Source organism: Exiguobacterium sp. s131 (genome assembly GCF_018617345.1).
Lineage (GTDB): Bacteria > Bacillota > Bacilli > Exiguobacteriales > Exiguobacteriaceae > Exiguobacterium > Exiguobacterium profundum.
This window is the reverse complement of record NZ_JACSJX010000001.1, coordinates 139,037-164,027: the sequence shown is the minus strand read 5'-3', so window position 1 is coordinate 164,027 and position 24,991 is coordinate 139,037. Positions and strand designations below refer to the sequence as shown.

Genomic DNA, 24,991 nt, shown 5'->3' with positions numbered 1-24,991 from the left:
TCGTTTAGCGATTCCAGTTTTTAAATCCATCACCGAACTGCGCGTAATTTTCGTCTTGGAACACACCGTCCACAAATTTCGGTACATCTACCGGCAGTTTCCCTTGCGGCTTCACTTCACCGAAGATGGCACGAATGCCTGCCGGCAAGTTCGGACCAGCCGACTTCAAGTTGCCCGCCTCCGAATCCGGTCCATTCGGGTCGCCTTTGAATCCATAGATTAAGAGATGTGCGGGGGCATCCGGTTGAACGGCGATGTCGTATGGGTTGCGCAAGCTAAGTAAGACTGACTTCTTCCCTGTCTCGTTTGCGTAACGGAACACCTCCGCCGGCACGTAATGATCAGCTGACGTCGGCTTCAGTTTGGCGCTGTTGTTCACGTTCGAACCGACGATGATATAGTCAGCCGCTTCGACTTGTTGCCGTAGTGCCGGATTTTGATTTAGATGCGGCGTTGATGCTGAGTAGTTGGCCGTGATGACGTTCACGTCTTTCATATTCCCTGCATTCTTTTCTAGTGACTTGATTGTTTTCACCATGCTGTCCGTTTGGTCTTTCGCTGGCGACAAGACGAGCACCGTGTCTCCTTTTTTCGGTTTGAATGGAAGCGTCTTCTTCTCGTTCTTCACGAGAGTGACGGCCGCCTCCGCGATTTCACGTTCCTTCGCTTTATGCTCAGCGCTTCCTACCGTTGCATTCGCTTCTGCGAGCTTCATCTCGAGCGTCGTGGAGTCCGTCGTTTCTCCCCAAATTCCACGCTCTGTTTTCAGTTTTAAAATGCGTTCCACTGATTCATCGATGGTCGCCTCCGATAAACGTCCATCCTTCACTGCCGCAATGACTTCCTCAAAGATTGCTTCGAGTTTGATCACATCTGCTTCCGAGCGTAAAATCGTCGGCATGAGCGCGATGTCGACCCCTGCTTCGAACGTCTTGATGACCGCCTCTGCTTCCGTAAAATTGTCTGCGATGGCTTGCATGTTGAGTGCGTCGGTCACCACGATTCCTTCATATCCAAGTTCCTCACGAAGCACTCCCGTGATGACATCATCCGAAAGCGTCGCCGGGAGTGGGAACGTGCCGCGTTCTGATTCGACGACCTCGTCCTCGATTTGTGGCATCCCGATATGCGCCGTCATGATCATGTCGATTCCTTCTGTGATGGCACGTTTGAACGGTAACAACTCGAGACCACGCAACTCGTCGAGTGATTTATCGACAACCGGTAACCCATAATGCGAGTCGACGGCCGTATCGCCATGACCTGGGAAATGTTTCGCCGTTGCTGCAACGCCTTGGTCTTGAATACCTTGTGTCATCGCGGAACCGAGTTCCCCGACTAGTTCGGGGTCGCTCGAGAACGAACGGACGCCGATGACCGGATTTCCCGGATTGTTGTTGACGTCAAGTACCGGTCCGAAGTTTACGTTTACCCCGAGTGCGTTCAATTCAGAACCGATGATTTTCCCTGCATCATAGGCATATTGACTGTTACGTGTGGCCCCGAGTGCCATATTCCCCGGTAAATTCGTTCCCGTCCCAAGTCGTGTCACAATCCCACCTTCTTGGTCGATCGTGACGAATAACGGGACATCATTGCTGGCATCTTGCTTCACGACTTCTTGCAAATCATGAACGAGTTTCGTCGTCTGTTCCGTTTCCTTCACGTTCTCCGCAAACAATATCACTCCACCGAGATCGAAACGATCGATGACACGCGCCACTTCCGGTGCAAGAGATGTATGGTTCGCCCCGTTCCATAATCGGAAGTCCGGCATGATCATCTGCCCGATTTTTTGTTCGAGCGTCATCGACTCTAGCTTCGTGTTGACGCGCTGGTCAATCGACATCGTCGGCGTCCCTTCCGCCACGACCGCGTCTGCTGCTGGAACCGACGAGACGAGCAATGCCGTTGTCAATCCGAGTGTTGCCGTCCAATTCAGTGCCTTGTTCATGTTCCCACTCCCCTTAGTCAAATTTGGCTGACCCCCAAACGAAAAGGCATGGAGGAAGAAGCGTTGCCTCATCAACGCTCGTTCACCCCATGCCTGATCGCATCAGTTACATTTGGTCCTTATTCAGGTGGTCAACAACAGTATAGCAACTCCACTTTTTAGAAACAATTGTTCAAGTGAAAGCGTAACCATTTTGAAACAATGTTTCTGTTTTGATACACAGTGAACTGTATTGGCAAAACCAATAATTTCTGTGGTTCGTTTTTGATTCGTTTTTTGGTAAACTCAATTCGATACAGGTTAACTTTCAAAAAGGGGGAAATTATTGTGGCAAGAGGGGAACTGAAACGTAAGCCGGAATGGTTAAAGATCAAATTAAACACGAACGACACGTATACCGGCCTAAAGAAAATGATGCGCGAGAAAAATTTACATACGGTATGTGAGGAAGCAAAATGTCCGAACATCCATGAATGTTGGGCGGTACGTCGGACTGCGACCTTCATGATTCTCGGGAGCATCTGTACACGTGCTTGCCGTTTTTGTGCCGTCACGACCGGAAAACCGAACGAGCTCGATTGGGAAGAGCCAAAACGTGTTGCCGAATCGGTTCGACTTATGAACTTGAAACACGTCGTCATCACGGCTGTCGCGCGTGACGACTTGAACGATTACGGGGCTACTGTCTTCGCAGAAACGGTTCGCGCGGTTCGCGCCATGAACCCGGAGACATCGATTGAGGTGCTCCCGTCAGACATGATGGGTGATTTCTCTGCCTTGCAGACGTTGATTGATGCGGGTCCTGACATCATGAACCATAACTTAGAGACAGTCCGTCGCCTCACACCGAGAGTTCGTGCGAAAGCAACATATGACCGCACACTCGAGTTCTTGAAGCGTTCGAAAGAATTGAACCCGGATATCCCGACGAAGTCATCGATCATGGTCGGACTTGGGGAGACGAAAGAGGAATTGATTGAAGCGATGGATGACCTACGCGCGCACAATGTCGATATTTTGACGCTCGGTCAATACTTGCAGCCGACGAAGAAACACCTTGAGGTGGAACGTTACTACCATCCAGACGAGTTCGCCGAGTTGAAAGAGATCGCTCTATCAAAAGGATTCTCACATTGTGAGGCTGGTCCACTCGTCCGTTCGTCATACCATGCGGATGAGCAAGTACACAAGGCGCGTCGCCACACGATGTTGCCAATCGACTAACAGAAAGAAGAGAGATTATGACTGGTACGACGTGGCATTTACTTAGAACTGAATCGACTTCCCCGGCCGAAAATATGGCGATTGATGAAGCCATCGCCAATTGGGTCGCGAAGGGAGAGCTCAAACCGACGCTTCGTTTTTATTCATGGGCACCTCATGCAATCAGCGTCGGACGTTTCCAGCGAGCGACGCGTGACTTGGACCGGGACGCCCTCAAAGCGAACAATATTCCGGTCGTTCGTCGCTTAACAGGGGGACGTGCCGTGTTGCATGCGGATGAGTTGACGTATAGCGTCATCTTGCCTGAATCGACCCCTGCCCTCCCGACGAATATCATCGAGAGCTATCGCCTACTCACGGAAGGGGTTCGCCGCGGATATCACGAACTCGGCGTCCCCGCCGAATTTTCGGTACCATTGACGGAAGAGGATCGCGAAGCGCTCCGCAAACCAAAATCGGCCGTCTGCTTCGATGCTGCTTCATACTATGAGCTTGCTGTCGACGGGAAGAAGATCGCGGGTAGTGCACAAGTGCGCCATCAAGGGGCCGTGCTTCAACATGGTTCGATTCCTCTCTCCGTCGATGATGAGGTGTTGTTTGACTGTTTCGCGATGGATGAGACGGAGAAACACGAAGCCAAAACCCGCTTCAGCGAAAAAGCCGTCGCCTTGAACGACACGTTAAAGCGTTTCGTTTCCTTTGACGAAGTAGCGGCCGCATTCGAGACCGGTTTCAAGGACGCGTTCTCGTTAACGTTCGAACCGCTTGTCTTCACGAAAGAACAGCAAGCCGAAATCGATTTGCTCGTCAAGAAGTACGAGAGTGATGAATGGGTCTGGAAACGCTAAAAAGATTGTCCCTTTTTTACAGGGGACAATCTTTTTTATGCCGTGTTTGTTCGGCGCAAGAGATGGCGCACTTCTCGGAACGTGACGAATGTTTTGTTGTTCGCATCATACAATTTGTAGCGTAACGATTTCAAACTTGAAAACAGTCCGATTGTCGTCGCCCGTTGTAACGGCGGTGTCGACGTATGTGCTTTTTCCAAATGATAGTTCGGGACACGCGGACTCAGATGGTGGACATGATGGAATCCGATATTACCCGTCACCCATTGAAGCACTTTCGGCAACTCGTAATACGAGCTTCCTTCGATGGCCGCCTTCACATAATCCCATTCCTGCTCATCTTCAAAATAGGAATCTTCGAACGTATGCTGAACATAGAACAACCAAATTCCGAGCACACCGGCGATGAACATCGTTGTTCCTTGTACAATCAAGAACGCTTGCCAACCGATCAGATAGATGAGCGCGCTATATAGGACGACGAGAGAAATATTGATGAGATACGTATTTTGTCGTTCTTTTTTCCGCGCGTCCTTTCGGTTGAAACGACTCGTGACGAGAATAAGCCAAAGTGGTCCGAGACCGAACATAACGAGCGGATGACGATATAGGCGATACTTTAGACGAGTCCATTTTGACGCTTCGATATACTCCTCAATCGTCATGACCCAGATGTCGCCGACACCCCGTTTATCCAAATTTCCACTCGATGCATGATGAATCGCATGCTCTCGTTTCCACTTCTCGTATGGAAATAACGTCAAGACCCCTGTAATGGTTCCGACAATCGCGTTCGCCTTCTTATTTTTAAAGAATGAACCGTGTGTGCAGTCATGGAAGATGATGAACATCCGCACGACAAATCCTGCTGCAATCAACGTGAACGGCAATGTCAGGAAAATCGAGACACTTAGTAGTTGGTACGCTAAAAACCACGATACGAGAAACGGTAAAATCGTATTGATCATCTGCCGCACACTGATCCGAATATCGGACTTTTCAAACGGCGAGACGTGCTTTCTTAATTGGGCAATCTTTTCTTTACTCATAACAACCTCCTTGAATTCAACAGCGTCACAACGCAAAAATATAGATAAAACCAACAACCAACGTTGTTCAATGTGAATTCATGGATCGGAAGTATTCCCTATCAAGAATTAACACTAGGTCATTATATCACGTATAAAACTTATGTGGTGAAAATTCAGAAAAAAGACTCGCCCCTATCTTTAGAGACAAGTCTAACTGATTCATTGTTGCGTATAGATGGAAACCGAGCCACCGTTGACGAAGAACTCGCCCCAACCGTCCGCATTGATCGTCACGAGACGTCCGTTATTTCCTGTCATGTCTTTCCACACTTCCCCTGCATTCTGTTTTCCGACATACATCCATTTCGACCCGCCTGATCCGTCCGACAAAATCGTCGCAAGACCAGACTTCGCACGGTCCGTCACCCCTTCACGTGTCCACCCGATGACGTCTTGGTGATTGATGTAATCATGTTGTGTGCCGTAGGCGAAATCTTTACGCGCTTTCAAAATCGGCTGAAGCGACGCTGACATATTCGGGATTTCACGGTTCGTCGTCCCTTTCGTTCCATAATAATCTCCGTAGAAGAGTGCTGGATATCCTTGACCACGTGTCATGATGGTCGCGTAGGCAAGCGGTTTGAACCAATTCGCGACTGTTGATTCCAGTGACTGGCCTGGTTGCGAATCATGATTGTCGACAATCGTCACAGCGAGTGTAGGGTGCTGCTCGACGACCGTACCTTTTAGGATGTTCCGCATGTCATAGTAACCACCGCCGTTCCCTGCCGCTTGGAAATTGTAATGGAGTGGTACATCGAATACGGAATGAGTGTAGCCCGTCTTGGCCAAGTAATCATTGATGGCCCCTAAGTCATTCTTCCAATACTCCGCAACAGTGAACATCTCTTTTCCGGTTGCCTGACGAACACTCGTCACCCATTCCTTTAAGTATGAATGATTGATATGCTTCACCGCATCCAGTCGGAAGCCGTCCAATCCAAGCGAATCCGCGTACCATTTCCCCCAGTTTTTCATCTCCTGACGTACTTCCGGATGCTCAAAATCGACATCGGCGTACATCAAGTAGTCATAGTTCCCGTTCTCACCCGACACTTCACTATCCCATGCTTTACCCGTGCTCTTGAATTTGTAGATACGGCTCAAACTCCGTGACTGATCCCAGTCAGTCCCATCAAAATGATACCAACGCCACTTGAACGGCGAGTATGTATTGTTCCGTCCAGCAAAATTGAATCCCGTCCAGGCAGAAATGGCATATTCCCCAGACGTCTCTTGATTTCGGTTAGAAGGATTGACCTCGACCGCTTGAACGGACTCGGTATAATCCGCTCCGCCTTTATGGTTCATGACGACATCCCCATATACGCCAATCCCTTTCCCGCGTAAGTTGGAGATGGCCGACTGTAGCTGCGCTTTTGTTCCATACTTCGTCCGAGTCGTCCCTTTTTGATTGAACTCTCCTAAATCATACAAATCATAGGCCCCGTATCCGACATCATTTTGAGACGTCCCTTTATACGCTGGTGGGATCCAAACGGTCGAGATCCCGATATCTTTTAAGTGCTGCGAATCATTCGAGAGTCGATTCCAATGTTGCCCATCGTTTGGAACGTACCATTCAAAATATTGCATCATCGTACTGTTCTGTGGGGTCGCTGCCTGTGCGACCGGTTGCCCTGAAAGCAGTGCAATCGATGTCACTCCAGCTAGGACAGCAATCCCTTGTGGTTTCTTCAACATCCTTCATTCCTCCTCAAATAATTAATGAAAGCAATTGCATTAATTATTGTGAAGGATTTGGATTTTGTTGCATAGACTGATGTCCAAAAACAGTTCTCCCTCCCTAACTATTTCTCATTCGAATAGTTCAGTCGAACGAAACAAAGACGGATGGCTTGTGCCATCCGCCTAGTCATCCTTCCCGGCTAATTCGTTTGCGTTTGAAACGGTAGCCGATGTACGGAAGTCCTGTAAACACGAGACCGATCGTCACGAGTAGTTGAATCCCAATCAATATTGTCTCGACAACGGTTGGCCAATCAAACTGAAACAACGAAAAGAGGGCAATCCATAAAATGCCTAGGATGAGCGCAGCTCTTCCCATCTGACGCTCCATGTCATGATATTTTTCCTCTGTTGTTTCGACATCTGAGTAAATCGGTTTGGCATCTCGATCTCCTTTGAAAATATGAATCTCATCCCCGGTTGATGTGACATGTTCCCACCCGCTCGACGCAAACAGGTCAAAGTAGTCTTCGTCTGGACGAGTACGATAGTCCAAACTATACTGAACGTCTTCCGGTTCCCCTTCAACGAGCGTGTATCCTAGCGGGGCAAACTTCTTCAAATGCCATCCCTTGGCCGCCATTCGTTCTAGTTTCCGCATCTCACGCTCTTCAGCAAACGCCAATCCCCAGCTCGACATATACTTTTGTCTCATCTTGATCCCTCCATATCCAAAATGGCACAGGCATCTTCGACCATCGCCTGTCGTCTCTTCACATCATCCGTTAAAATCGAGCGGCCTTTATTCGTGATTCGATAGTTCTTTTTCTTTCCGTCCCCATCCATCGGTTCGATTAGTTCAGCGTTCAACAACTTTTTGATAATCGTATACATCGAAGCAGGACCAATTTGCATTCGTCCTCGCGTGGTCTCTTCGACAAATTGCATGACCAAATAACCATGACGCGGCGTCGTGAGCGCCAACAGGATATAAAACATGCTATCCGTCAGTTCCCCTAACTCTAATGAGTCCGTTCGTGGCATCTCTCTACCTCCTATATCATTGAATGATATATTTCTTATACTCAATATATATCGTTAAATGATATATGTCAATAAATGATATAAAAAAAGCCGCACCCTTTTAGGTATGCGACTTCAAGATAAACGGTTTTAACTAGTGACATAATCTAAATCATGCAAGATATACGCCAGGAAGAAAATCATGCTCGGATTCTCATATCGCATCTGGACTTTACGGAGTTGCTCGCGATACGTGACCTCATACTCGGCCCCGTTCATCTTCCGCTCCATGTTCATCTTGATGAGCGCATCAAGCTTGTCCATCATGTCGACGAGCATTCCCTCATACGTATCGTCTTTCGAGTCAGCCATATATCGACGGAACGCCGGTTGCATATACTCAGGCAACAGTCCAAGCAGACGTTCACTTTCCGCTCGCTCGTATGCCTCAAACGCAGCCCCCGTCTCTCGCGTCGAATGTTTGACTGGACCGAGCACGTCTCCGGTCACCCCTTCAACTAAATCGTGACAGAGAAGACGAGCCACGAGTTCGGCGACATCGACATCGACGTCGTACTTCTCACACTCTAAGAGCCCACTGAACATACCGAGCGCGGCAGCCCGGAAACCATGAATCGCATCGTTGTCGTCAATCGTGTTAAAGCGACCTTTCCAGCGACGGACACTATCCATCCGCATGACGTTCTCGATGAATCGCAACACATCCGTTTCTGCCTCGACCTGGTCGAACAGCCAGCGAACCGAATCAATCGGATGATGTCGGAGTGCGGCTTTCATCTCTTCTAGCTTGTCATCAAAGTGCGGAGAGCCGTGCGCGACTTCTCGTCGCACGAACAACATCGCATCGAACGAATCAATCCCGTCCACGATTCGACCTTCGAACGAATCATCTTCCGCTTCCACCACGAAACGATGAAAGTGAGGACGTAATGATTGCGACAGCAGCTCGACAAGACCGAGACTCGCTGTTCGTTCCATACGCTCGATGTGACCGATCAAGGTCGGTTCTTTTTTCGTCCGGTGCATGATCGGACCCGTCTGGACTTCATTCATGTCGTGGAAAATGGCTTTCCCGAGTAAATCGAGCAAATCGACTTCACGTCCGTTCTCTTTTTCCACATAAGCCGCGATCAAGCTAAAGACCGCGACACGAAAGCTATGACTCGCTGCGTTATCATGATAATGGGGGGCATATTCATCCCACCGTTGCACGTTTTGCATGCGTGTCATCTTTCGGATAAACGTTCCGTTATGCATGGTTTCACTCCTTACGATAGTCGTTCAAATACATCGTCACGACAGACGACATATAACATGTCTGTTTCCTGAAGCGGCAAATCGAGCATCGTCGCCACATCCAAGCGGTCATTGACCGCGATGAGTGTCCCCCCTGATTCGAGTAACGCCGTATTGGCTTGACGAACATTCTGCCACTCGGCTTTTGGTTTCAACGCTTCGATGTTTCCGCCTGACTGTTTGCTCAACAACTGACGGAAAATGGCCGTCGTTCCTGGATGCAATGTTGCTTTTGCCATTAAGAGGGAGACCGAATCGTTCGCTAAAATAAAATCGTCGACGCGGACGTGTTTGAATTTCGAGATATTTCTTTCTTCACATACTTCAACGACCGTTTGTAGATCCACTTGATGCTCTGATGACAACGCCTCGACCGCTGATGCGATCAAAAGCGACTTCCCGTCAGCGAGTAACGTCTCTGTAATACGGGCATCCGCAAAGATTGCGATGCGTTTCGCCTTCAAGACGTTCGCCTGCAGCAATACCGCTTCATCCGAAGCATCGCCTGATACGAAGTGAACTTGATCGTGCACGTACGGTTCCTCAACTAACTGATCAATCAAGACGATCTCTGCTTTCGGTTCGTAGTTAAGTACTTCATCGATTGCTTTCTTCGTCTTCGGGGACCACCCGATATACACATAATGTCCTTCTCCACGATACACTAGTCTTCCCTCCCGTTTTAGCCGTTGAAACGTCGCACCGATTTCAACCAATTTTCCAATCAACGCCCCGATAATCCCAATCCCGAATAGGAATAAGAATATCCCGAGCCATCGCCCTGCCACGGAGGATGGATAAAAGTCCCCGTATCCGACGGTCGTCAATGTCGTCATCGTCCACCAGAACGAATCAAACAATGATCTGAATGTCTCTGGTTCTAAAACATAACCAAGCACGGTTCCTAAGATAATGATGCCAATAGAAGCTAAGACGACATTCAAAAATGATAATTTCGCTAACCCTTTCCACACACGAAATAAGATATGCACTGTTTCCCCCTCCTTCTCTCTTATATACTAAACGTAACCACAAAAAGATTCACGAAACCATTTTGATGGTGATTCCGTATAAGAAGAAAAAAGGAAGGACTGACTTATGAACTCCATCGTCTTAGAGTATCGTCTCTATAAAAATGAATTATCGTTCGAACCACTATACCATTACACGTCTCTCGGCTTAGACGAAGTGCTAGCTCGTCGTGAATGTGAGTTTTTCGTCAAAGACGGCATGACCTACAAACAACGCTCGTCTGCCCTTGAAGGCGATCAATACTTTTTAATTTATGTCGATCGCTATACAGAGGGACCGATGGACAAGCACGAAACGAGTGAGATCAAGGTCGAGATTCGTACACTCGACGACCGGTTTGACAACCCGTTACTCGAGGCCTATTACGTCGACCGTCACCTCGATGCGCTCGCTATGCTCGGGAGCCAGTATTTATATGTCGCCGGCAAAGAATATGAACGCGATTCAGCAGAAACAGATGAAGATCGTGGTGTGTACGTCATCTATGTCACACCGACTGGTTATGAATTGGAGGAATCAACATGAAGACAAGCAAGAAAATTTTAAGCGGACTATCCGTTGCGGTATTGACCACTTCCCTTGCCGCGTGCGGTGGAGATGAATATGAAGAGGCGGCACTCCCGGAAGAACCGACCGGCTACGAATGTGATGACTGGGACTGGGATGACGTGACCGAGTCGTATTATTGTGACGACGATCGTTCCCCTCATTATGGTAGTTATTTCTTACTCGGGAACCTGTTCCGCTCGAAAAGTGCACTAAAAAATTCTTCTACCTACAAATCCTACAAGTCGAACGGTGGCGCGACCGGTTCCGTATCGAACGGCTCAAAATCAGGATCGTCAAAATCTGGACTCGGCAGTGGCTCTAAAGGTGGATTCGGCGGATGACGCGTGACGAACTTTACAGTCAAATCCCTTATTTTTGGCCCGATTTAAACGATGAAGAATATGCCTTATATGATTGTTTTGAGATGACCGCCTCGCAGGTTGCCTCTGTCCGAGAGGCAACCGAGGCGGTTGACTCGATTTTTCGGAAGACGAATCAATTATTACGCACCCTGCCTGACGAAACGCTCCGACTGCTTGGTTACCCTGAGGCGAGTCTGCCGTTCTTACGGGCGAAGACGATACCGCAGGAGACGATCATCGGTCGTTACGACTGGATCATGAAAGATGATCAACTCAAGTTGATGGAGTTCAATGCAGATACGCCGACCTTTATTAAGGAGCTGTTTGATGTGAACGGCGTGGTCGCTTCCGAGTTTGGTCTACTCGACCCGAACAGGGAAGCCACCCCCCAACTGAAAATTGAGCTGCGGAAAGCGATCGTCGCCGCGTGGAATCGACTCAAACGAGAAGGCACACCGAAAATCGTTTTTACGGCACATGATGATAATATCGAAGACAAGTGGACGGCACGATTTTTACAAGAAACGCTCGACGTACCGTCTGAATTCGTACCTTTGCACACTTTACTCGTCGACGAAGACGGCGTCTACACACCATCGGGCGAACGAATCAACATCTTGTATCGTCAAACATATCCGATCGAGCATCTTGTGGACGACCGAGCAGCAGACGGAGACTTGATCGGCATTCGGTTACTTGAACTGAACCTGGAAAAGCACGTGTCGCTGCTCAATCCGCTCTCGGCGTTCCTCATGCAATCAAAAGGCGTACAAGCCCTCATTTGGGAATTGTATGAGACCGAGACATTGTTCGATGAAACCGAGCGCGACATCATCGACACCTATTTTTTACCGACTTACTTAGAAGACACACCGTTTCTCGGTGAATCGGACTATGTCAAAAAGCCGGCATTCGGACGTGAAGGGGACTCCGTCATCTTGTATACGAAAGATGGCCAACCGTTTCATCGCGAAACATTACAAACGTATGCGGAAGAAACGGCCGTGTACCAACAGTTCATCGAACTCCCGACACGGATGACGACAACCGTCAAAGGTCGTATGGAGACACATTACATGGTCGGATGTTTTTGCTTGAACGGACACCCATCCGCACTCGGCGTCCGCGCCGGCAGCATGATCACGAACAACCAATCTTATTACTTAGCCGTTGGCACACCTATACAAAAGGAGACGAACTCATGACATTCATCACACTCGATTCAGTCTTAAGCTTCCTGGCCCACCTCGGGACAGGATTCGGTCTCATTCTCGCGGGACTCATCATCTTCGCACTAACGACCAAATATTCGGAACGCAAGTTAATCAAAGAAGGCAACATGGCTGTCGCCTTGAAACTCTGGGGGAAAGCGCTCGGACTTGCCATCGTCATCTATACGGTTTGGGCGAACAGCGTCAACTTGCTCGATGCATTCATCTGGGGACTCGTCGGGATCGCCGCCCAAGTATTGGCGTTCTGGACGTTTGAATACATCCTTACACCAGGCGTGAATTTAGAAAAAGAAGTCGAGAATGGCAACATGGCCATCGGTTTCAGCTTGTTCGCCGCATCACTCGTCGTCGGGATCATCGTCGCCGCGAGCTTGACGTACTAATCAAACACCCCATGCACGCATTTGCGAAGCATGGGGTGTTCGTATTTATAAAAGTCAGGAGGACAATCATGTCGAAGCGAATCTTCTTACTCACAATCGTTTCCGGTCTCATCGTCGTGTCCATCGCAGTCGGTGTCGGACTTTACACCTACACTAACATTCAAGCTGGTGACTCATACGAAAATGCCGAAAAAGAAATGAATCGTTATATCACGATGAATGACTGGTACGCCTATGAATTTCATAATCGGGAAGAGTCGATTCTTTCTTTTTATTCAAACGAAGATCGCTCCGTCATCGGTCTAGCCGAAATCGATGTCACGACAGGAAACTCAGGCTCCGTCACGAAACAAGTGACACCAGACCAACCATTCGATTTTGTTGTGCTTGAAGACGGAGAAACCGAGTATATCGGTGTACGTCTCAATGACCGACCAGAAGAAGTTGTTTACTTACGGTTGAACGGTGACAATTTCTCAAAAGATTTTCTCGTCAACGATCCTGAGAACGAAGGCTACGCCATGACTTATGTCATCGAAACAACAAAACGGTCAGATGGTGTGTGGTCGCTTGAGACGTTGGATGCCAAGAAACAAGTCATACATTCAAGTGAACTCACGGAATAACCTATATTGTGCATCAGGACGACTTTTTCCAGTCGTCTTTTTTAGTTGGTCGCAAGAACTCCAGACGGTCCGAAAAATTCATATCGTGCCTGTGGAATCACACGTACAACCGTCTCCATCATCGCACTCGGTCCGCACGTATAAACATCATGCCCTTCCACATCAAGTGCTTCAAGGTGTGACTTATTCATGCAACCCGATACGTCATCCACGTGTGTGATGAGTTTAAGCCCTTGATCCACGAGTTCATCGAGTTCGTCTCCGAGCGGACGAAGGTCCATACTCCGAACTGCGTGCAATAACGTGACAGGACGTCCTTGTTCGAGTGCCGTCTTCGCCATGTTGAAGAGGGGCGTGATCCCGATTCCTCCCGCGATAAGTGTGAGCGGACGATCAGACGTTTCAAGGATAAATTCTCCTGCTGGTGCGCTCATCGGGACTTCTGTTCCGATCGTCTGTTCATGGAGCCAGTTTGAGACGAGTCCCTCCGCTTTCGGCGCAATCCAGTAGCCGTCTTCTGTCGTCTCGATGACACTATATTGACGGTGATGTAGGATGTCCTCTCCCGCAATGCGCGCTTGAACCGAGACGTATTGTCCTGGGATGGCTGTGCCAATAACTCCATCTTTCGCGACGAGACGGAATCGTTTCACTTCAGGTGTATCTACTATGATTTCTTCGATGACGAACGGTTTGAATCCGACCCATGGCGCGTCATCATACATTTTTTTCTCGAGTGAGATGAAGACATCGGCAATCACACCGTAAGCTTTTGCCCATGCATCGATGATGTCAGGTGTTGCAGCTTCACCGAGTACGTCTTGAATCGCCGCAAGTAAGTTCTCACCAACGATCGGATAATGCTCCGGTCGGATGTTCAAACTTTTATGTTTATGAAGTGCTGGTTGGATGGCAGGAAGAATTGCTTCGAGTCGGTCGATATGAAGGGCAGCCGCATAAACCGCGTTCGCGAGTGCTTCTGGCTGACGTCCTCGCTTTTGATTCGTATGGTTGAAGAAGTGACGAACTTCTGGATTTTGTTCAAACATTCGTTGATAAAAATGCTTCGTGATTGTCACACCATGTTCTTTCAAAACTGGTGCCGTCGCCTTTATAATCTCAATCGTTTGTTGATCTAACATGTGAATTTCCCCCTTTTGTTTTGTACACGTTCATTATGTGAGACAAGTCACTTTAAAGCAATATATTAAATACTTGTTTAAAGTAGATTTCACGTTTCTGACTTATTTTCGCCATTACCCTTTCACATTTGTTCGAATCGCACTTTTTGGGATTGTCTTGTACAATGAAACGAGAGGTGATGATGGATGAGACTCACGCAAACATGTGACTACGCACTGCGAACGTTGATGTATAGCGCTACGTTTTCACATCGGCTCGTCACGATTCAAGAAGTGGCAGACCAATATAACATCTCCAAAAACCATGTCATGAAGGTCGTATATGAGCTTGGGAAATATGGTTATTTGGAATCGGTGCGTGGTCGAGGCGGCGGCTTTCGACTCGCACGACCGATGGATGACATCAATGTAGGGGAAGTCGTTCGGACGATGGAACCGTTCGAACTCGTGGAATGCTTCGGGGAAGGCCGATGCGTCATCGCACCTGCCTGTGATTTACGAGGTGTTTTGAATGAAGCCATGTTGGCGTTTCTTCATGTACTCGATCGTTACACGATTGCGGATCTCGTCGTCAACCGAACGAACGAACTCGCCATGTTATTAGGCGTACAAAACCCGACGGACTGAAATGGTCCGTCGGGTTTTCCGCTTACAAAGCCTTTAGTTTTGATTCGATTTCTGCTCGCTTTGACTCAAGAAACGGAGGCAAGGCTAATCGTTCTCCGAGTGTCTCAAGCGATTCATCCGTCGCAAATCCCGGTTCATCTGTCGCCAGTTCCACTAAGATTCCGCTCGGTTCGCGGAAGTAAATCGACTGAAAATAGTAACGGTCAATAAGACCAGAGTGGCTGATTCCATGTGCGTCAAGCTTCTCGATCCACTTCGTCATATCGTCTGTTTCTTCCACTCGAATCGCCACATGATGCACACTCCCTCGCCCTGGTCGTTCCGATGGCAAATCCGGCCGATCGACGAGATGAATCTCTGTTGCCACACCACCCTCGCCCGTCTCAAAGACACGCACGTCATGTCCATCCCGTTCAAATGTCGTTACATATCGATAGCCAAGCACTTCTGTCAGCACCCGTGCCGTCTTGTCAATCCGCCGTACCGTCCATTCACTGAATCCGAGACCGAAGATACCGAGGTCCGTTGGCACTGGACCTTTGCTCCATGGTGTCCCGCTCCCTCCTTCTACAAGACAGAGACGTTGACCCTCATGATCTTCGAACGAAAGGGTCGCCCTTCCTAAAAGCGACTCGATTTCTCCGTAAGATACATCGAACGCGTCAAAACGCTCCTGCCAGTACGCGAGCGCTCCATCCGGCACCCTGAGTGCTGTCCGGGAAATACTGCTTGACCCTCGATACGTCTGTCCGAGAAACGGTAACTCAAAGAACGTCAAATCGGTTCCAGGCGTACCCATCTCGTCTGCATAGAACAAGTGATACATCGATGGGTCATCCTGGTTAACCGTCTTTTTGACGAGCCGCATCCCTAGTATTTCCGTGTAGAATCGCAAGTTCTTCTTAGCATCCCCGGTCATCGCTGACACGTGATGTTGTCCACTAATCACCTTCATCCCTCATCTCCCCTTTCGACTATATCGTTATTGTATCATCCCCAAATGAGTAAAGTCCTCTTTACATTATGTAAAATTTGTTTTACACTAGTGGTAGAAACTAGAAATGAGGTGGCACGATGCCATTAGTCAACCGCGTGAAAGAACTGCGTGCCCGGCACCAGTTAACCCAAGGCGACCTGGCCGAAAAGGTCGGTGTGACGAGACAGACGATTATCTCGCTCGAGAAAGGCAGCTACACACCGTCACTCATGCTGGCGATGCACATCGCACGGGTGTTCGAGGAACCGGTCGAATCTATATTCACAATCGAGGAGGAAAGAAAATGAAACACGTTGTCGTTCAGTCTATTTCCAGCATCATCCTGTATATCCTGATGGCATTTCTATTCAGCTCATTTTTATCCGATGTGTCGAAGACCGTCAGCGAGTCTGACCGATTCTTAGTTGAATTCAATCTGCTTCCCCTACTTTTACTTGTTGTTTTTGGCATTGTTTGGACAGTCTATTCGTTTAACTCCCGGCCGAACAAGCAGTTGAGCTTCACTCAATGGTCTGTCCGCATGACTGAATTTAGTGAAGTCGATGAGCGTGAACAAATCATCACAGTGAAAGCGACAAAAGCGGCATACATCTCGTTCGGCATCTCCGTTCCTATTTTTATGGGGTCGTTTATGTTCTATCCGTTGTTTGAAGATACACTTCCCGCCTATCCGATCTATGCACTCGCTTCAACGCTCATCATCGCGACACTCGTCTATATGACGACTTGGATTCGCGGTTATCGACATTAAGGAATTCATCACGAATTCCTTTTTTTGTGTCCATTTTTCATCGATTCGGCTATCATGATTGCCAATTCTATTACACCGTGCTTATATATAACTAAATGGTTATATAAAGAATGTAAGGAGTCTTGCTTTGTGAAAACCGTCGATTTGACGATTGGAAACGTGCAACGCGTCATTCTGGCTCTTGCCCTTCCGCTCGTCGGTAGCTCGTTATTACAGTTTACGTATAGTCTCGTCGACATGTTTTGGGTCGGTGCGCTCGGGAGTGATGCTGTGGCAAGTATCGGTGCGGCTAGTTTTTATATCATGCTCGGACAGGCGATTCAATCGTTGATTGTCGTTGGTGCCGGCATCAAAGTATCACAAGCTGTCGGGAGACGTGACCTCAATTCGGTTCAGCGTCATGTCCGGGCCAGCAGGCGTCTGAATCTAACACTCGGTCTTTCGTACGCCTCACTACTAATTGTGTTCGGTCATACCCTCATCGGCTTTTTGAATATGGGTGCCCCCGCTGTGGAGCAGCTTGCGTATGAATATTTATTCGTCAGCGCGCCGATGCTCATCTTTTCTTTCTTTAATTTGCTGTTTGCTCGTCTATTCAGTGCATATGGCAATACAACAACAGCGATGCGAATCAATGCGACAGGTGTCATCCTCAATATGATTCTCTCCCCGATTTTCATTTATCCATTCCAACTCGGTGTGATCGGGGCTGCCCTTGCAACACTTGTCGCCAACGTCATGATGTTCGGATTGTTTCGGCACCGCGCTCGTACATTATTCAATTGGGATGAAGTCGTTCAGCCGACTCGAGCTGACTATAAAGAAATCATCCGTCTTGGTTTTCCGATGGCAACCCAACGGATTTTGTTCACGGTAATCAGTATTTTTCTTGCCCGCATGATTGGCTCATACGGGACGGAAGCGATTGCGGCACAGCGCATCGGACTTCAAATCGAATCGATTGTCTACATGATGATTGGTGGCTTGAACGGAGCAATGGCTAGCTATACCGGTCAAAACCTCGGGGCACGAAAAGTAGAACGTGTTCATGAAGGTTACCGGGTAACGACCCGACTCGGGATGGTTTACACAGGATTCATTATGTTGTTCTTTTTATTCGCCCCAGATTTACTCATTGGTCTATTCGTCGATGACGTTCGAACCATCGAAATTGGGGCGAGCTACTTGCGAATTATCGGCATTTCGCTCGTCTTCTCATCGATTGAAATGATTGGAAACGGATACTTCTCAGGACTCGGATTACCGAAAATCCCCGCGACCATCTCGATTATTTTCACAGTGGCCCGTATCCCGCTCGCATTTTTTCTTGAGCCTTATCTCGGAATCGATGCCATCTGGTGGAGTATCGCCATCTCAAGTATCACAAAAGGGCTTGTCTCCGCCCTCTTTGTCCGACTAACGAAAAAGGAAGTGATTTCCCTTGCAGAAGCAGTTTAATCAACTACCCCACCATCTCATCACAAGTGGAAAATTTGCCATCGAGCGAGAAATGTTACGCGTCACGTCAGAAGGCACACTAGCTGTTACGAAGCATCCAAAAGCACTCGGTCATAAAGCGACTCATCCATACATCACGACCGACTTTTCTGAAAGTCAAATTGAGCTCGTCACTCCAACGTTTCCGACGATTGAGGCGGCACATCATTTTTTAGAAACGCTATACGACATCACGGCGCTCAACATAGGCGATGAACGCCTTTGGCCACAATCGATGCCATGTGCCTTGCCGGAAGGTGGTACGATTCCACTCGCTGATTTTGGTGTGTCCGGAATAGAGGCTAGCCGTTATCGTGAGCATCTGCTCCAAAAATATGGTGCGAAAAAACAACTCATTTCTGGAATCCATTTCAACTTTTCATTTTCCGATGAGATGTTATCCGCATTATACGAAGGATCCCCTGAACAAAATCGACACTTCAAAGATCACCTATATTTGAAGTTAGTTCGTCAATATTTACGAATGCGTTGGCTCATCGTCTATTTGCTCGGTGCTACCCCAGCCGTACATGCGAGTTATGAAGAACGATGTGTCAGCCAGATGCAAGCGCTCCATGTAGACACTTTTTCAAATAAACAAGCATTGTCCTATCGGAATAGCGACTGTGGGTACACGAATGTTGAACCGCTTTATCCAAATTATGCGACACTCTCAAGTTATATAGACGATGTAAAACGGTTCATTGCCAAAGGCGAGATTGCCAATCCGAACGAACTCTACTCCCCCATCCGATTGAAAACATCGAAAGGTGGTAACGACTTAAATCAACTCGAGGCACACGGTATCGATTACATTGAAATTCGCAATATCGATTTGAATCCGTTTGAAAAGACCGGAATTGCTCGTTCAGATTTACGGTTCCTTCATCTGTTTTTGTTGTACTTGACCTTTACTAAGGAGACATCTCATGTCGATTGGCAAGCTGAAGCGTACAATAATCAACAACGTGTCGCCAAAGAAGGCATGTCTCCCGCAAGCATATTGACTCGAGATGGTTACGCCATACCTTTACACACGTACGCGACAGAACTTCTCGACGCCATCGATTCGTTCAACACACAGTATGACCTGGGCTTCGAAGATGTCTTTCCCGCTGTACGCGAAAAAATTGATCACGTGGACCGGACGTACGCTTCCCGATTAAAGACGATTATGACCGAGACGGGTTATCACGCATGGTCCCTCGCCCAAGCAGAACACTTTTATGAGGACGCCTATGCAAATCGTTTTCGCATCCACGGTTATGCCGACCTGGAACTGTCTACTCAAATCTTAATGAAATCCGCAATTAAACGTGGTTATCGTGTCGATGTCATCGATCGTTCCGACCAGTTCATTCGGATTCGAAACGGCAAACACGAAGAATACGTCAAACAGGCAACGAAAACATCAAAAGACAATTATGTTTCCGTCTTAATGATGGAGAATAAAACGGTGACAAAGTTTGTACTCGCAGAGCACGGCATTCGTGTCCCTGAAGGGGTAGAACTTCAAGATGAATCAGATTTACGTCAGGCATGGGATTCATTTTCAAAACAACCCATCGTCTTAAAACCAAAGTCCACAAACTTCGGAGTCGGTATTCACATTTTTAAAGACGGAGCGACGTATGAGGAAGCACGGTCTGCATTTCAGTATGCGAAAACGTTTGATGATGTCGTTTTACTTGAGACATTCTTACCCGGAAAAGAATATCGCTTCCTCGTCATCGGGGATGACGTCGCGGGCATCCTCCATCGTGTCCCGGCGAACGTCACTGGAGATGGCACCTCTTCGATCCGTCAACTCGTTGCGACAAAAAATGAAGACCCGTTACGCGGAAAAGGATACAAGACACCGCTCGAGAAAATCGACATCGACGAGGTCGTCATCTCATTTTTACGTGCTCAAGGCAAGACACCCGATAGTATTCCCGCTCTCGATGAGCGTGTCTTCTTACGCGAAAACTCTAATATCAGTACCGGCGGAGATAGTATCGACTATACGGATCAAATTTCTGACATCTATAAGCGTATTGCTGTCGATGCCGCTAAGTCAGTCGGGGCAACCATCTGTGGTGTCGATATGATGATTCCCTCTCTCGATGATGCGCAAATCGAATACGGTATCATCGAATTGAATTTTAATCCCGCCATCCATATCCACGCTTTTCCTTATGAAGGAAAAGAACGACCGATTGGTGAGATGCTACTTGATTTATTGTTTAAATATTGAGTATTCCTGTTACGGAATATTCCTAATTGGGAATATTAAAAGCAAGAGGACGGTGACGAAAAATGGAAGAGAGATTGGCTTCTTTGTTTCATGCGTTAGCCGACCCGAACCGGTTGCGGATGATCGAATTGTTACGGAAACAAGAGTGGACGGTCGGAATGATGGCAAATCAGCTTGGGATCAGTCAACCGCAGACATCGAAGCACTTGCGAATTCTGTATGATGCAGGTCTCGTCACAGTAACCATTGATGCCAATCGAAGACGTTATGCACTCAAGTCTCAAGCACTCGAACCATTAGATGCTTGGCGGACCTATATGGCTCGGGAAACAGAGCGACTCGATCGATTGGAGACGTTTTTAGCGGAGTCACAGCGAGAGGAGAATGGATCATGAGTACGGTCAAATCACATATAAAGGGCACGACATTGATTATGGAACGTCTATTCAAGGCACCACGCCAACTTGTATTTGAAGCATTCTCGACACCTGCACATTTAGAGAAATGGTGGGGACCGTCCGGATGGGAGACGAAAGTATACAGCTTCGACTTCAAACCGGGGGGGGTTTGGCATTATTGCATGACTTGTGTCGACAAAGAACAAGGTGACTTTTATGGTATGGAATCATGGGGCAAATCAACCTTTATCGACATCGATCCATACTCCCAAATCGTCTATACGGATGCATTCTCGGATGCGGACGGACACGTCAATCCGGACTTGCCTGTCATGACGATCACAAATGAATTTCTCGATACATCGGAAGGCACGTTATTCATTAGTCGCTCCGAATTCCCGAATGAAGAGGCTCTCCAACAAGTCGTCGAAATGGGCGCTGTCGAAGGGTTCACTTCCCAACTCGATCGTCTCGAAGCGATTGTAAGCCAGTAAAAAACATGCACCGTTCCCGAAAAGGAATGGTGCATGTTTTGATTCATCTGAACTGCCGAAACAATCCATCAAGCTGTTCTCGCGTAATCCGTTCAAACGTATCTCCGATGCTTACTTCGGTTGAACAGTGTCCGTCTTTTTCAACAAGATACCCCGTAATGCCTACTCCTGTTTCTTCTTGGATGCGCGCAATTTTCTCACCAAGTTCTTCCTTCTCCCCTTGAAGATGAAGATGGAACATATTCGTGACCGGGATGCGTGGATTCGTCCACACGCCATCGAGTTCATTGAAGCGTGCTGCTAAGCGGACGGCCTCGTTTCGATACTCGGCCATCTTGTCTTTTCGTAGCTCATAATAATAATCCGCGGACAGGATGTATGGATATAAGCTGATCAAGTCACCACCGTAGCGTCGCTTCCATACTTTCGACGTGTCACAAAATGCCTTCGGTCCAGCAAGGATGGCACCGGCAATGCCACCGATTCCTTTATAAAACGAGACGTATACGCTATCAAAGAGCGCACAAATCTCAGAAGCCTCTTTTTCATAATACGGAAGCGATTCGAACAGGCGTGCACCATCCAGATGTAGATGAATCCCTTTCTCACGACAGTGTTCATGAATTGCCACAAGTTCCTCGAACGTCGGCAATTCCCCACCGATTTCTCGTTGTGGCAGTTCGAGCAACAGACACGCGATGTCCGGTAACGCTTGAATCTCTTCGAGCGTCATCAATCGGTTTTCGTCCCCCACTAAAATCGGTTCGATGTGATGCAACTCTTTTAAACCATCCTGCTCATGAATTTCAAGGTGGCACAGCGGGTGATATGCGACCTTTTTCTTCCCTGTTTCATCACACCAAATGCGTAGCGCAATCTGCTGTGCCATCGTACCGCTTGGAAAGAATACTGCCGACTCTTTCCCAAGAACCTGTGCCATCTTCTCTTCGAACTGTCGAATCGTTTTCCCCTGTCCATACTGATCACTCGGCTCATCTTCACGCACATGCTCAAATGCGCGTTTCAATACCCCGGCTTCCCGTTTGCCGTGACCGCTCAATTGAACGTTCGTCTGACGATACGTGTCTGCCAATCGCTCCATTCTTTCCCCTCCTCGACAAATAAGCTCCCTGTCAGTATAACAGGGAGTCCTCTCTTCAGTCGCGAATGCGGACGATGAGTTTACCGCGCACTTTTCGCGTTTGTAGTTTTTCGAGACCTTCTTTCAATTGGTCGAACGATAACACTTCTGTGACGAGATCGTTCAGTTTACCTGCATCGAGCAAGTTCATCATCTCTTCGGCCATATACGCCAAGTTGCGAATCGCATGTTCGTCCTCGCTCCCATGCGCCGCCCCGAGTGCCACTTCGTGAATCGAAGGAGATAACGTGAAGCCTTTCATGTTCGTCATGTCTGGTGGCCCGGCGATGTAGGCGAGGTGTCCGCTGAATGCGAGACGATCTAGGTCTGCTGTCGCAACGTCTCGTCCGACTGTATTCAAAATCAGGTCGACACCACGTCCATCTGTTTCTTCCATGATCCGTGCCGTCACGTCCTCGACGTTATAATCAATCACCACGTCCGCCCCGAGTGATTCTACCCACTCAACGTTCTCAGGAGATGCCGTCGTGAATACCTTCAGACCGAGCCGTTTTGCGAGCTGAATCGCAAATCCACCGACACCGCCCGCTCCTGCGTGTATGAGAATCGTCTCCTTATCTCGCGTGTTCAGCTTCTGCATGACCGCTTCATATGCTGTCATCCCCGCACACAGGATAGAAGCCGCCGCCTCATCGCTTACACCTTGCGGAACGACCGCACACGCCCGGGCATCGACGACCGTATACTCGGCGAATCCCCCATATTTCGAAAGATCCGTATGAACAGCCACACGCGAACCCGTAATGATGTTGGCGATACTCGAACCGACCTCAACGACTTCTCCGACGAGGTCGACACCGAGAATGTGTGGATATGACCAATTCGGGTTTCCGTTTGATCCGACTTTATAATCGACCGGATTCAAGGCGACCGCTTCGACACGAATCAACAGTTCTCCCGCTCCTGGTGTCGGTCGGTCGATTTCTCCAATATGCAGATGATCAAGACCAGGTTGATCGAGTAGCCATGCTTTCATGTTTAGTAAGCTCCTTCCGAATACGTGAGTTCGTATGAGTGTGAATAAATTTCAACGAGGTTGCCGAATGGATCTTCGCAGTACACCATACGGTACGGTTTTTCACCTGGGTAGTATTCACGAATCGGCATCCGTTGTCTCCCGCCGTGAGCGACAATCTTCTCGACGAGCCCTTCGATGTCAGGGTCTTGTACACAGTAGTGGAAGATCCCTGTCTTCCAAAACTCGAAGTTGTCTTCTGGTGTTTCGTTGTTCGGGAATTCGAACAACTCAATCCCGATTCCGTCTCCTGTTGACATATGAGCGATTCGGAATTTGCCCCAGCCCGGTCCGAAGACGTCGGTACACATCACACCGATTGGCGAATCATCCTCGACGACGTCTGATGGTGTCATAATCGTATACCACCCCATCACGTCCTCATAAAATTTTACGGCCTCAGCGACGCTCGGTACAGAAAGACCGATGTGTGAAAACGTTCTTGGATATGTCATGTTTCATTTATTCCTTTTTGTTTGCTCAATTTAGCGGGTAACGATAAGATACTGTCATTGAAGCAAGAAAAAAAGTACGCACATTGAAGTAACTACCCGAAAGTGAGGTTCCTTGAACATGACCACATCGTTCCCCGTCAACCGCGCACTTGAGATTATCGGCGGCAAATGGCGCCCCCAAGTGTACTGCACGCTTCAAGATGGACCGCTTCGTTTTTCTGATATTCAACGAGCGATTCCGGACGTCAGCCGAAAAGTGTTGACCGACCAATTGCGCGAGCTCGAGCAGCTCGGCATGGTTCGCCGTGTCGACTACTCGACCAAGAAGCACCTGCACGTCGAATATTCATTGACCGAAGACGCCCTCGGACTGCAACCCGCCATGAATGCCCTTTGTTCATGGGGAGAGTGCCACGACAAAAAATAATCCCGAGCCACATGGCCCGGGATTATTTTTATGCGGCGAACAGACTAATCAAATTCCCATCCGCATCGTACAGGATGGCGTAACGTTGACCCCAGAACGCATCCCACGGTGCTTTGTGTGACGCATAACCTTGTTCAAGGACTGAATCATACAAAGTATTCAATGACTCACGACTGTCACATAAAAAGGCAAGCTCAATCCGATGGCCTTCTGCCTGTTTCCATTCTCCGTACACCGATTCGGCCACTTCCACCGTATCGAACGCGAGACGCACGCCTCCTTCGTCAATCTCTACATGTGCTTCCCCGTTCATCGCTTCCGGAATCTCAAACCCGAGCGCCCGATAAAAATCGAGTGAGCGCTTCATATCCTTCACGACGATCCCGACCATATCCAACTTGACTGCCATCATGTTCCCTCCCGTTATTTTCATGATACGATTTGAGTGTAGCATGACCAA

The 24,991-nt window shown here is 48.3% G+C and carries 28 protein-coding genes; 15 read left to right on the top strand and 13 right to left on the bottom strand.

Annotated elements, in window-relative coordinates; genetic code table 11:
• Window positions 1-4: 4 nt before the first annotated feature.
• Window positions 5-1,954 (bottom strand): glycoside hydrolase family 3 protein, encoded by a 1,950-nt coding sequence (locus KNO69_RS00965; protein ID WP_214815393.1) that lies wholly within the window; start codon window positions 1,952-1,954, stop codon window positions 5-7.
• Between the two features lie 288 nt (window positions 1,955-2,242).
• Between KNO69_RS00965 and lipA the strand changes: the two genes are divergently transcribed.
• Both lipA and KNO69_RS00955 read left to right on the top strand, forming a co-directional pair.
• Window positions 2,243-3,178, top strand: a complete 936-nt coding sequence (lipA, locus tag KNO69_RS00960; RefSeq protein ID WP_324292278.1) for a lipoyl synthase — start codon at window positions 2,243-2,245, stop codon at window positions 3,176-3,178.
• A 17-nt stretch (window positions 3,179-3,195) separates the two neighbouring features.
• The gene (locus KNO69_RS00955) at window positions 3,196-4,026 is read left to right on the top strand and encodes a lipoate--protein ligase family protein (RefSeq protein WP_078147720.1); all 831 of its coding nucleotides are present in this window, start codon (window positions 3,196-3,198) and stop codon (window positions 4,024-4,026) included.
• A gap of 35 nt (window positions 4,027-4,061) precedes the next feature.
• Here KNO69_RS00955 and desA read toward each other — a convergent pair whose 3' ends face one another.
• The 6 genes from desA to KNO69_RS00925 form a co-directional block, all read right to left on the bottom strand.
• Window positions 4,062-5,075, bottom strand: a complete 1,014-nt coding sequence (gene desA, locus KNO69_RS00950) for a Delta(5) desaturase DesA (protein ID WP_214815391.1) — start codon at window positions 5,073-5,075, stop codon at window positions 4,062-4,064.
• A 201-nt stretch (window positions 5,076-5,276) separates the two neighbouring features.
• Entirely contained in the window at window positions 5,277-6,821 is a 1,545-nt protein-coding gene (gene amyS, locus KNO69_RS00945; RefSeq protein ID WP_214815389.1) for an alpha-amylase, read from the bottom strand.
• A gap of 172 nt (window positions 6,822-6,993) precedes the next feature.
• Window positions 6,994-7,521, bottom strand: coding sequence for a DUF2812 domain-containing protein (locus KNO69_RS00940; RefSeq protein WP_196431312.1), 528 nt, complete (start codon window positions 7,519-7,521; stop codon window positions 6,994-6,996).
• On the bottom strand, window positions 7,518-7,850 hold the full coding sequence (locus tag KNO69_RS00935) for a PadR family transcriptional regulator (RefSeq protein ID WP_012727454.1): 333 nt from the start codon (window positions 7,848-7,850) through the stop codon (window positions 7,518-7,520). The genes KNO69_RS00940 and KNO69_RS00935 overlap by 4 nt, the downstream gene beginning before the upstream one ends.
• 129 nt (window positions 7,851-7,979) lie before the next feature.
• Window positions 7,980-9,107 carry a YfbR-like 5'-deoxynucleotidase gene (locus tag KNO69_RS00930; protein ID WP_214815387.1) on the bottom strand — a complete coding sequence of 376 codons (1,128 nt, stop codon included), beginning with the start codon at window positions 9,105-9,107 and terminating at the stop codon, window positions 7,980-7,982.
• An 11-nt stretch (window positions 9,108-9,118) separates the two neighbouring features.
• Entirely contained in the window at window positions 9,119-10,138 is a 1,020-nt protein-coding gene (locus KNO69_RS00925) for an ion channel (RefSeq protein ID WP_214815385.1), read from the bottom strand.
• Between the two features lie 106 nt (window positions 10,139-10,244).
• Here KNO69_RS00925 and KNO69_RS00920 point away from each other — a divergent pair, with 106 nt between their 5' ends.
• The 5 genes from KNO69_RS00920 (at window position 10,245) to KNO69_RS00900 (ending at window position 13,330) form a co-directional block, all read left to right on the top strand.
• A complete protein-coding gene (locus KNO69_RS00920; protein ID WP_214694705.1) occupies window positions 10,245-10,703 on the top strand; it encodes a hypothetical protein in 459 nt (152 codons plus the stop codon).
• Window positions 10,700-11,068, top strand: a complete 369-nt coding sequence (locus KNO69_RS00915; protein ID WP_214685362.1) for a lipoprotein — start codon at window positions 10,700-10,702, stop codon at window positions 11,066-11,068. Before KNO69_RS00920 ends, KNO69_RS00915 begins: the two co-directional genes overlap by 4 nt.
• On the top strand, window positions 11,065-12,294 hold the full coding sequence (locus KNO69_RS00910) for a glutathionylspermidine synthase family protein (RefSeq protein WP_214815383.1): 1,230 nt from the start codon (window positions 11,065-11,067) through the stop codon (window positions 12,292-12,294). Before KNO69_RS00915 ends, KNO69_RS00910 begins: the two co-directional genes overlap by 4 nt.
• Entirely contained in the window at window positions 12,291-12,704 is a 414-nt protein-coding gene (locus KNO69_RS00905; protein WP_214815381.1) for a DUF350 domain-containing protein, read from the top strand. Before KNO69_RS00910 ends, KNO69_RS00905 begins: the two co-directional genes overlap by 4 nt.
• 68 nt (window positions 12,705-12,772) lie before the next feature.
• On the top strand, window positions 12,773-13,330 hold the full coding sequence (locus KNO69_RS00900) for a hypothetical protein (RefSeq protein ID WP_214815379.1): 558 nt from the start codon (window positions 12,773-12,775) through the stop codon (window positions 13,328-13,330).
• Between the two features lie 41 nt (window positions 13,331-13,371).
• Here the strand turns inward: KNO69_RS00900 and KNO69_RS00895 are convergent, their stop codons facing one another.
• On the bottom strand, window positions 13,372-14,472 hold the full coding sequence (locus tag KNO69_RS00895; RefSeq protein ID WP_078147730.1) for a globin domain-containing protein: 1,101 nt from the start codon (window positions 14,470-14,472) through the stop codon (window positions 13,372-13,374).
• 186 nt (window positions 14,473-14,658) lie between these two features.
• Between KNO69_RS00895 and KNO69_RS00890 the strand changes: the two genes are divergently transcribed.
• Window positions 14,659-15,099, top strand: coding sequence for an RrF2 family transcriptional regulator (locus tag KNO69_RS00890; protein WP_078147731.1), 441 nt, complete (start codon window positions 14,659-14,661; stop codon window positions 15,097-15,099).
• 22 nt (window positions 15,100-15,121) lie between these two features.
• On the opposite strand, the gene KNO69_RS00885 is transcribed toward KNO69_RS00890, so the two are convergent.
• Window positions 15,122-16,054 carry a ring-cleaving dioxygenase gene (locus KNO69_RS00885; protein WP_214815377.1) on the bottom strand — a complete coding sequence of 311 codons (933 nt, stop codon included), beginning with the start codon at window positions 16,052-16,054 and terminating at the stop codon, window positions 15,122-15,124.
• 119 nt (window positions 16,055-16,173) lie between these two features.
• On the opposite strand from KNO69_RS00885, the gene KNO69_RS00880 reads away from it, so the two are divergent.
• From KNO69_RS00880 to KNO69_RS00855, 6 genes are all read left to right on the top strand, one after another.
• On the top strand, window positions 16,174-16,383 hold the full coding sequence (locus KNO69_RS00880; RefSeq protein WP_074035697.1) for a helix-turn-helix transcriptional regulator: 210 nt from the start codon (window positions 16,174-16,176) through the stop codon (window positions 16,381-16,383).
• A complete protein-coding gene (locus KNO69_RS00875) occupies window positions 16,380-16,847 on the top strand; it encodes a hypothetical protein (protein WP_214815376.1) in 468 nt (155 codons plus the stop codon). The genes KNO69_RS00880 and KNO69_RS00875 overlap by 4 nt, the downstream gene beginning before the upstream one ends.
• 129 nt (window positions 16,848-16,976) lie before the next feature.
• On the top strand, window positions 16,977-18,305 hold the full coding sequence (locus KNO69_RS00870) for an MATE family efflux transporter (RefSeq protein WP_214815374.1): 1,329 nt from the start codon (window positions 16,977-16,979) through the stop codon (window positions 18,303-18,305).
• Window positions 18,289-20,580 (top strand): bifunctional glutamate--cysteine ligase GshA/glutathione synthetase GshB, encoded by a 2,292-nt coding sequence (gene gshAB / locus KNO69_RS00865; RefSeq protein WP_214815371.1) that lies wholly within the window; start codon window positions 18,289-18,291, stop codon window positions 20,578-20,580. Before KNO69_RS00870 ends, gshAB begins: the two co-directional genes overlap by 17 nt.
• 62 nt (window positions 20,581-20,642) lie before the next feature.
• A complete protein-coding gene (locus KNO69_RS00860; RefSeq protein ID WP_214685342.1) occupies window positions 20,643-20,975 on the top strand; it encodes an ArsR/SmtB family transcription factor in 333 nt (110 codons plus the stop codon).
• A complete protein-coding gene (locus KNO69_RS00855) occupies window positions 20,972-21,472 on the top strand; it encodes an SRPBCC family protein (protein WP_214815369.1) in 501 nt (166 codons plus the stop codon). The genes KNO69_RS00860 and KNO69_RS00855 overlap by 4 nt, the downstream gene beginning before the upstream one ends.
• A 43-nt stretch (window positions 21,473-21,515) precedes the next feature.
• Here the strand turns inward: KNO69_RS00855 and KNO69_RS00850 are convergent, their stop codons facing one another.
• From KNO69_RS00850 to KNO69_RS00840, 3 genes are read right to left on the bottom strand one after another with little or no spacing between them, the layout of a single operon-like run.
• Complete coding sequence (locus KNO69_RS00850) at window positions 21,516-22,574, bottom strand: threonine aldolase family protein (RefSeq protein WP_214815367.1); 1,059 nt, start codon at window positions 22,572-22,574, stop codon at window positions 21,516-21,518.
• Between the two features lie 55 nt (window positions 22,575-22,629).
• Complete coding sequence (locus KNO69_RS00845; RefSeq protein ID WP_214815365.1) at window positions 22,630-23,610, bottom strand: zinc-binding dehydrogenase; 981 nt, start codon at window positions 23,608-23,610, stop codon at window positions 22,630-22,632.
• 2 nt (window positions 23,611-23,612) lie between these two features.
• Window positions 23,613-24,104, bottom strand: a complete 492-nt coding sequence (locus KNO69_RS00840) for a lactoylglutathione lyase family protein (protein WP_074035577.1) — start codon at window positions 24,102-24,104, stop codon at window positions 23,613-23,615.
• 118 nt (window positions 24,105-24,222) lie between these two features.
• Here KNO69_RS00840 and KNO69_RS00835 point away from each other — a divergent pair, with 118 nt between their 5' ends.
• Window positions 24,223-24,531: a winged helix-turn-helix transcriptional regulator gene (locus KNO69_RS00835; RefSeq protein WP_214815363.1), complete on the top strand. Its 309-nt coding sequence runs from the start codon at window positions 24,223-24,225 to the stop codon at window positions 24,529-24,531.
• Window positions 24,532-24,559: 28 nt separating this feature from the next.
• On the opposite strand, the gene KNO69_RS00830 is transcribed toward KNO69_RS00835, so the two are convergent.
• Complete coding sequence (locus KNO69_RS00830; RefSeq protein ID WP_214815361.1) at window positions 24,560-24,940, bottom strand: VOC family protein; 381 nt, start codon at window positions 24,938-24,940, stop codon at window positions 24,560-24,562.
• Between the last annotated feature and the right edge of the window lie 51 nt (window positions 24,941-24,991).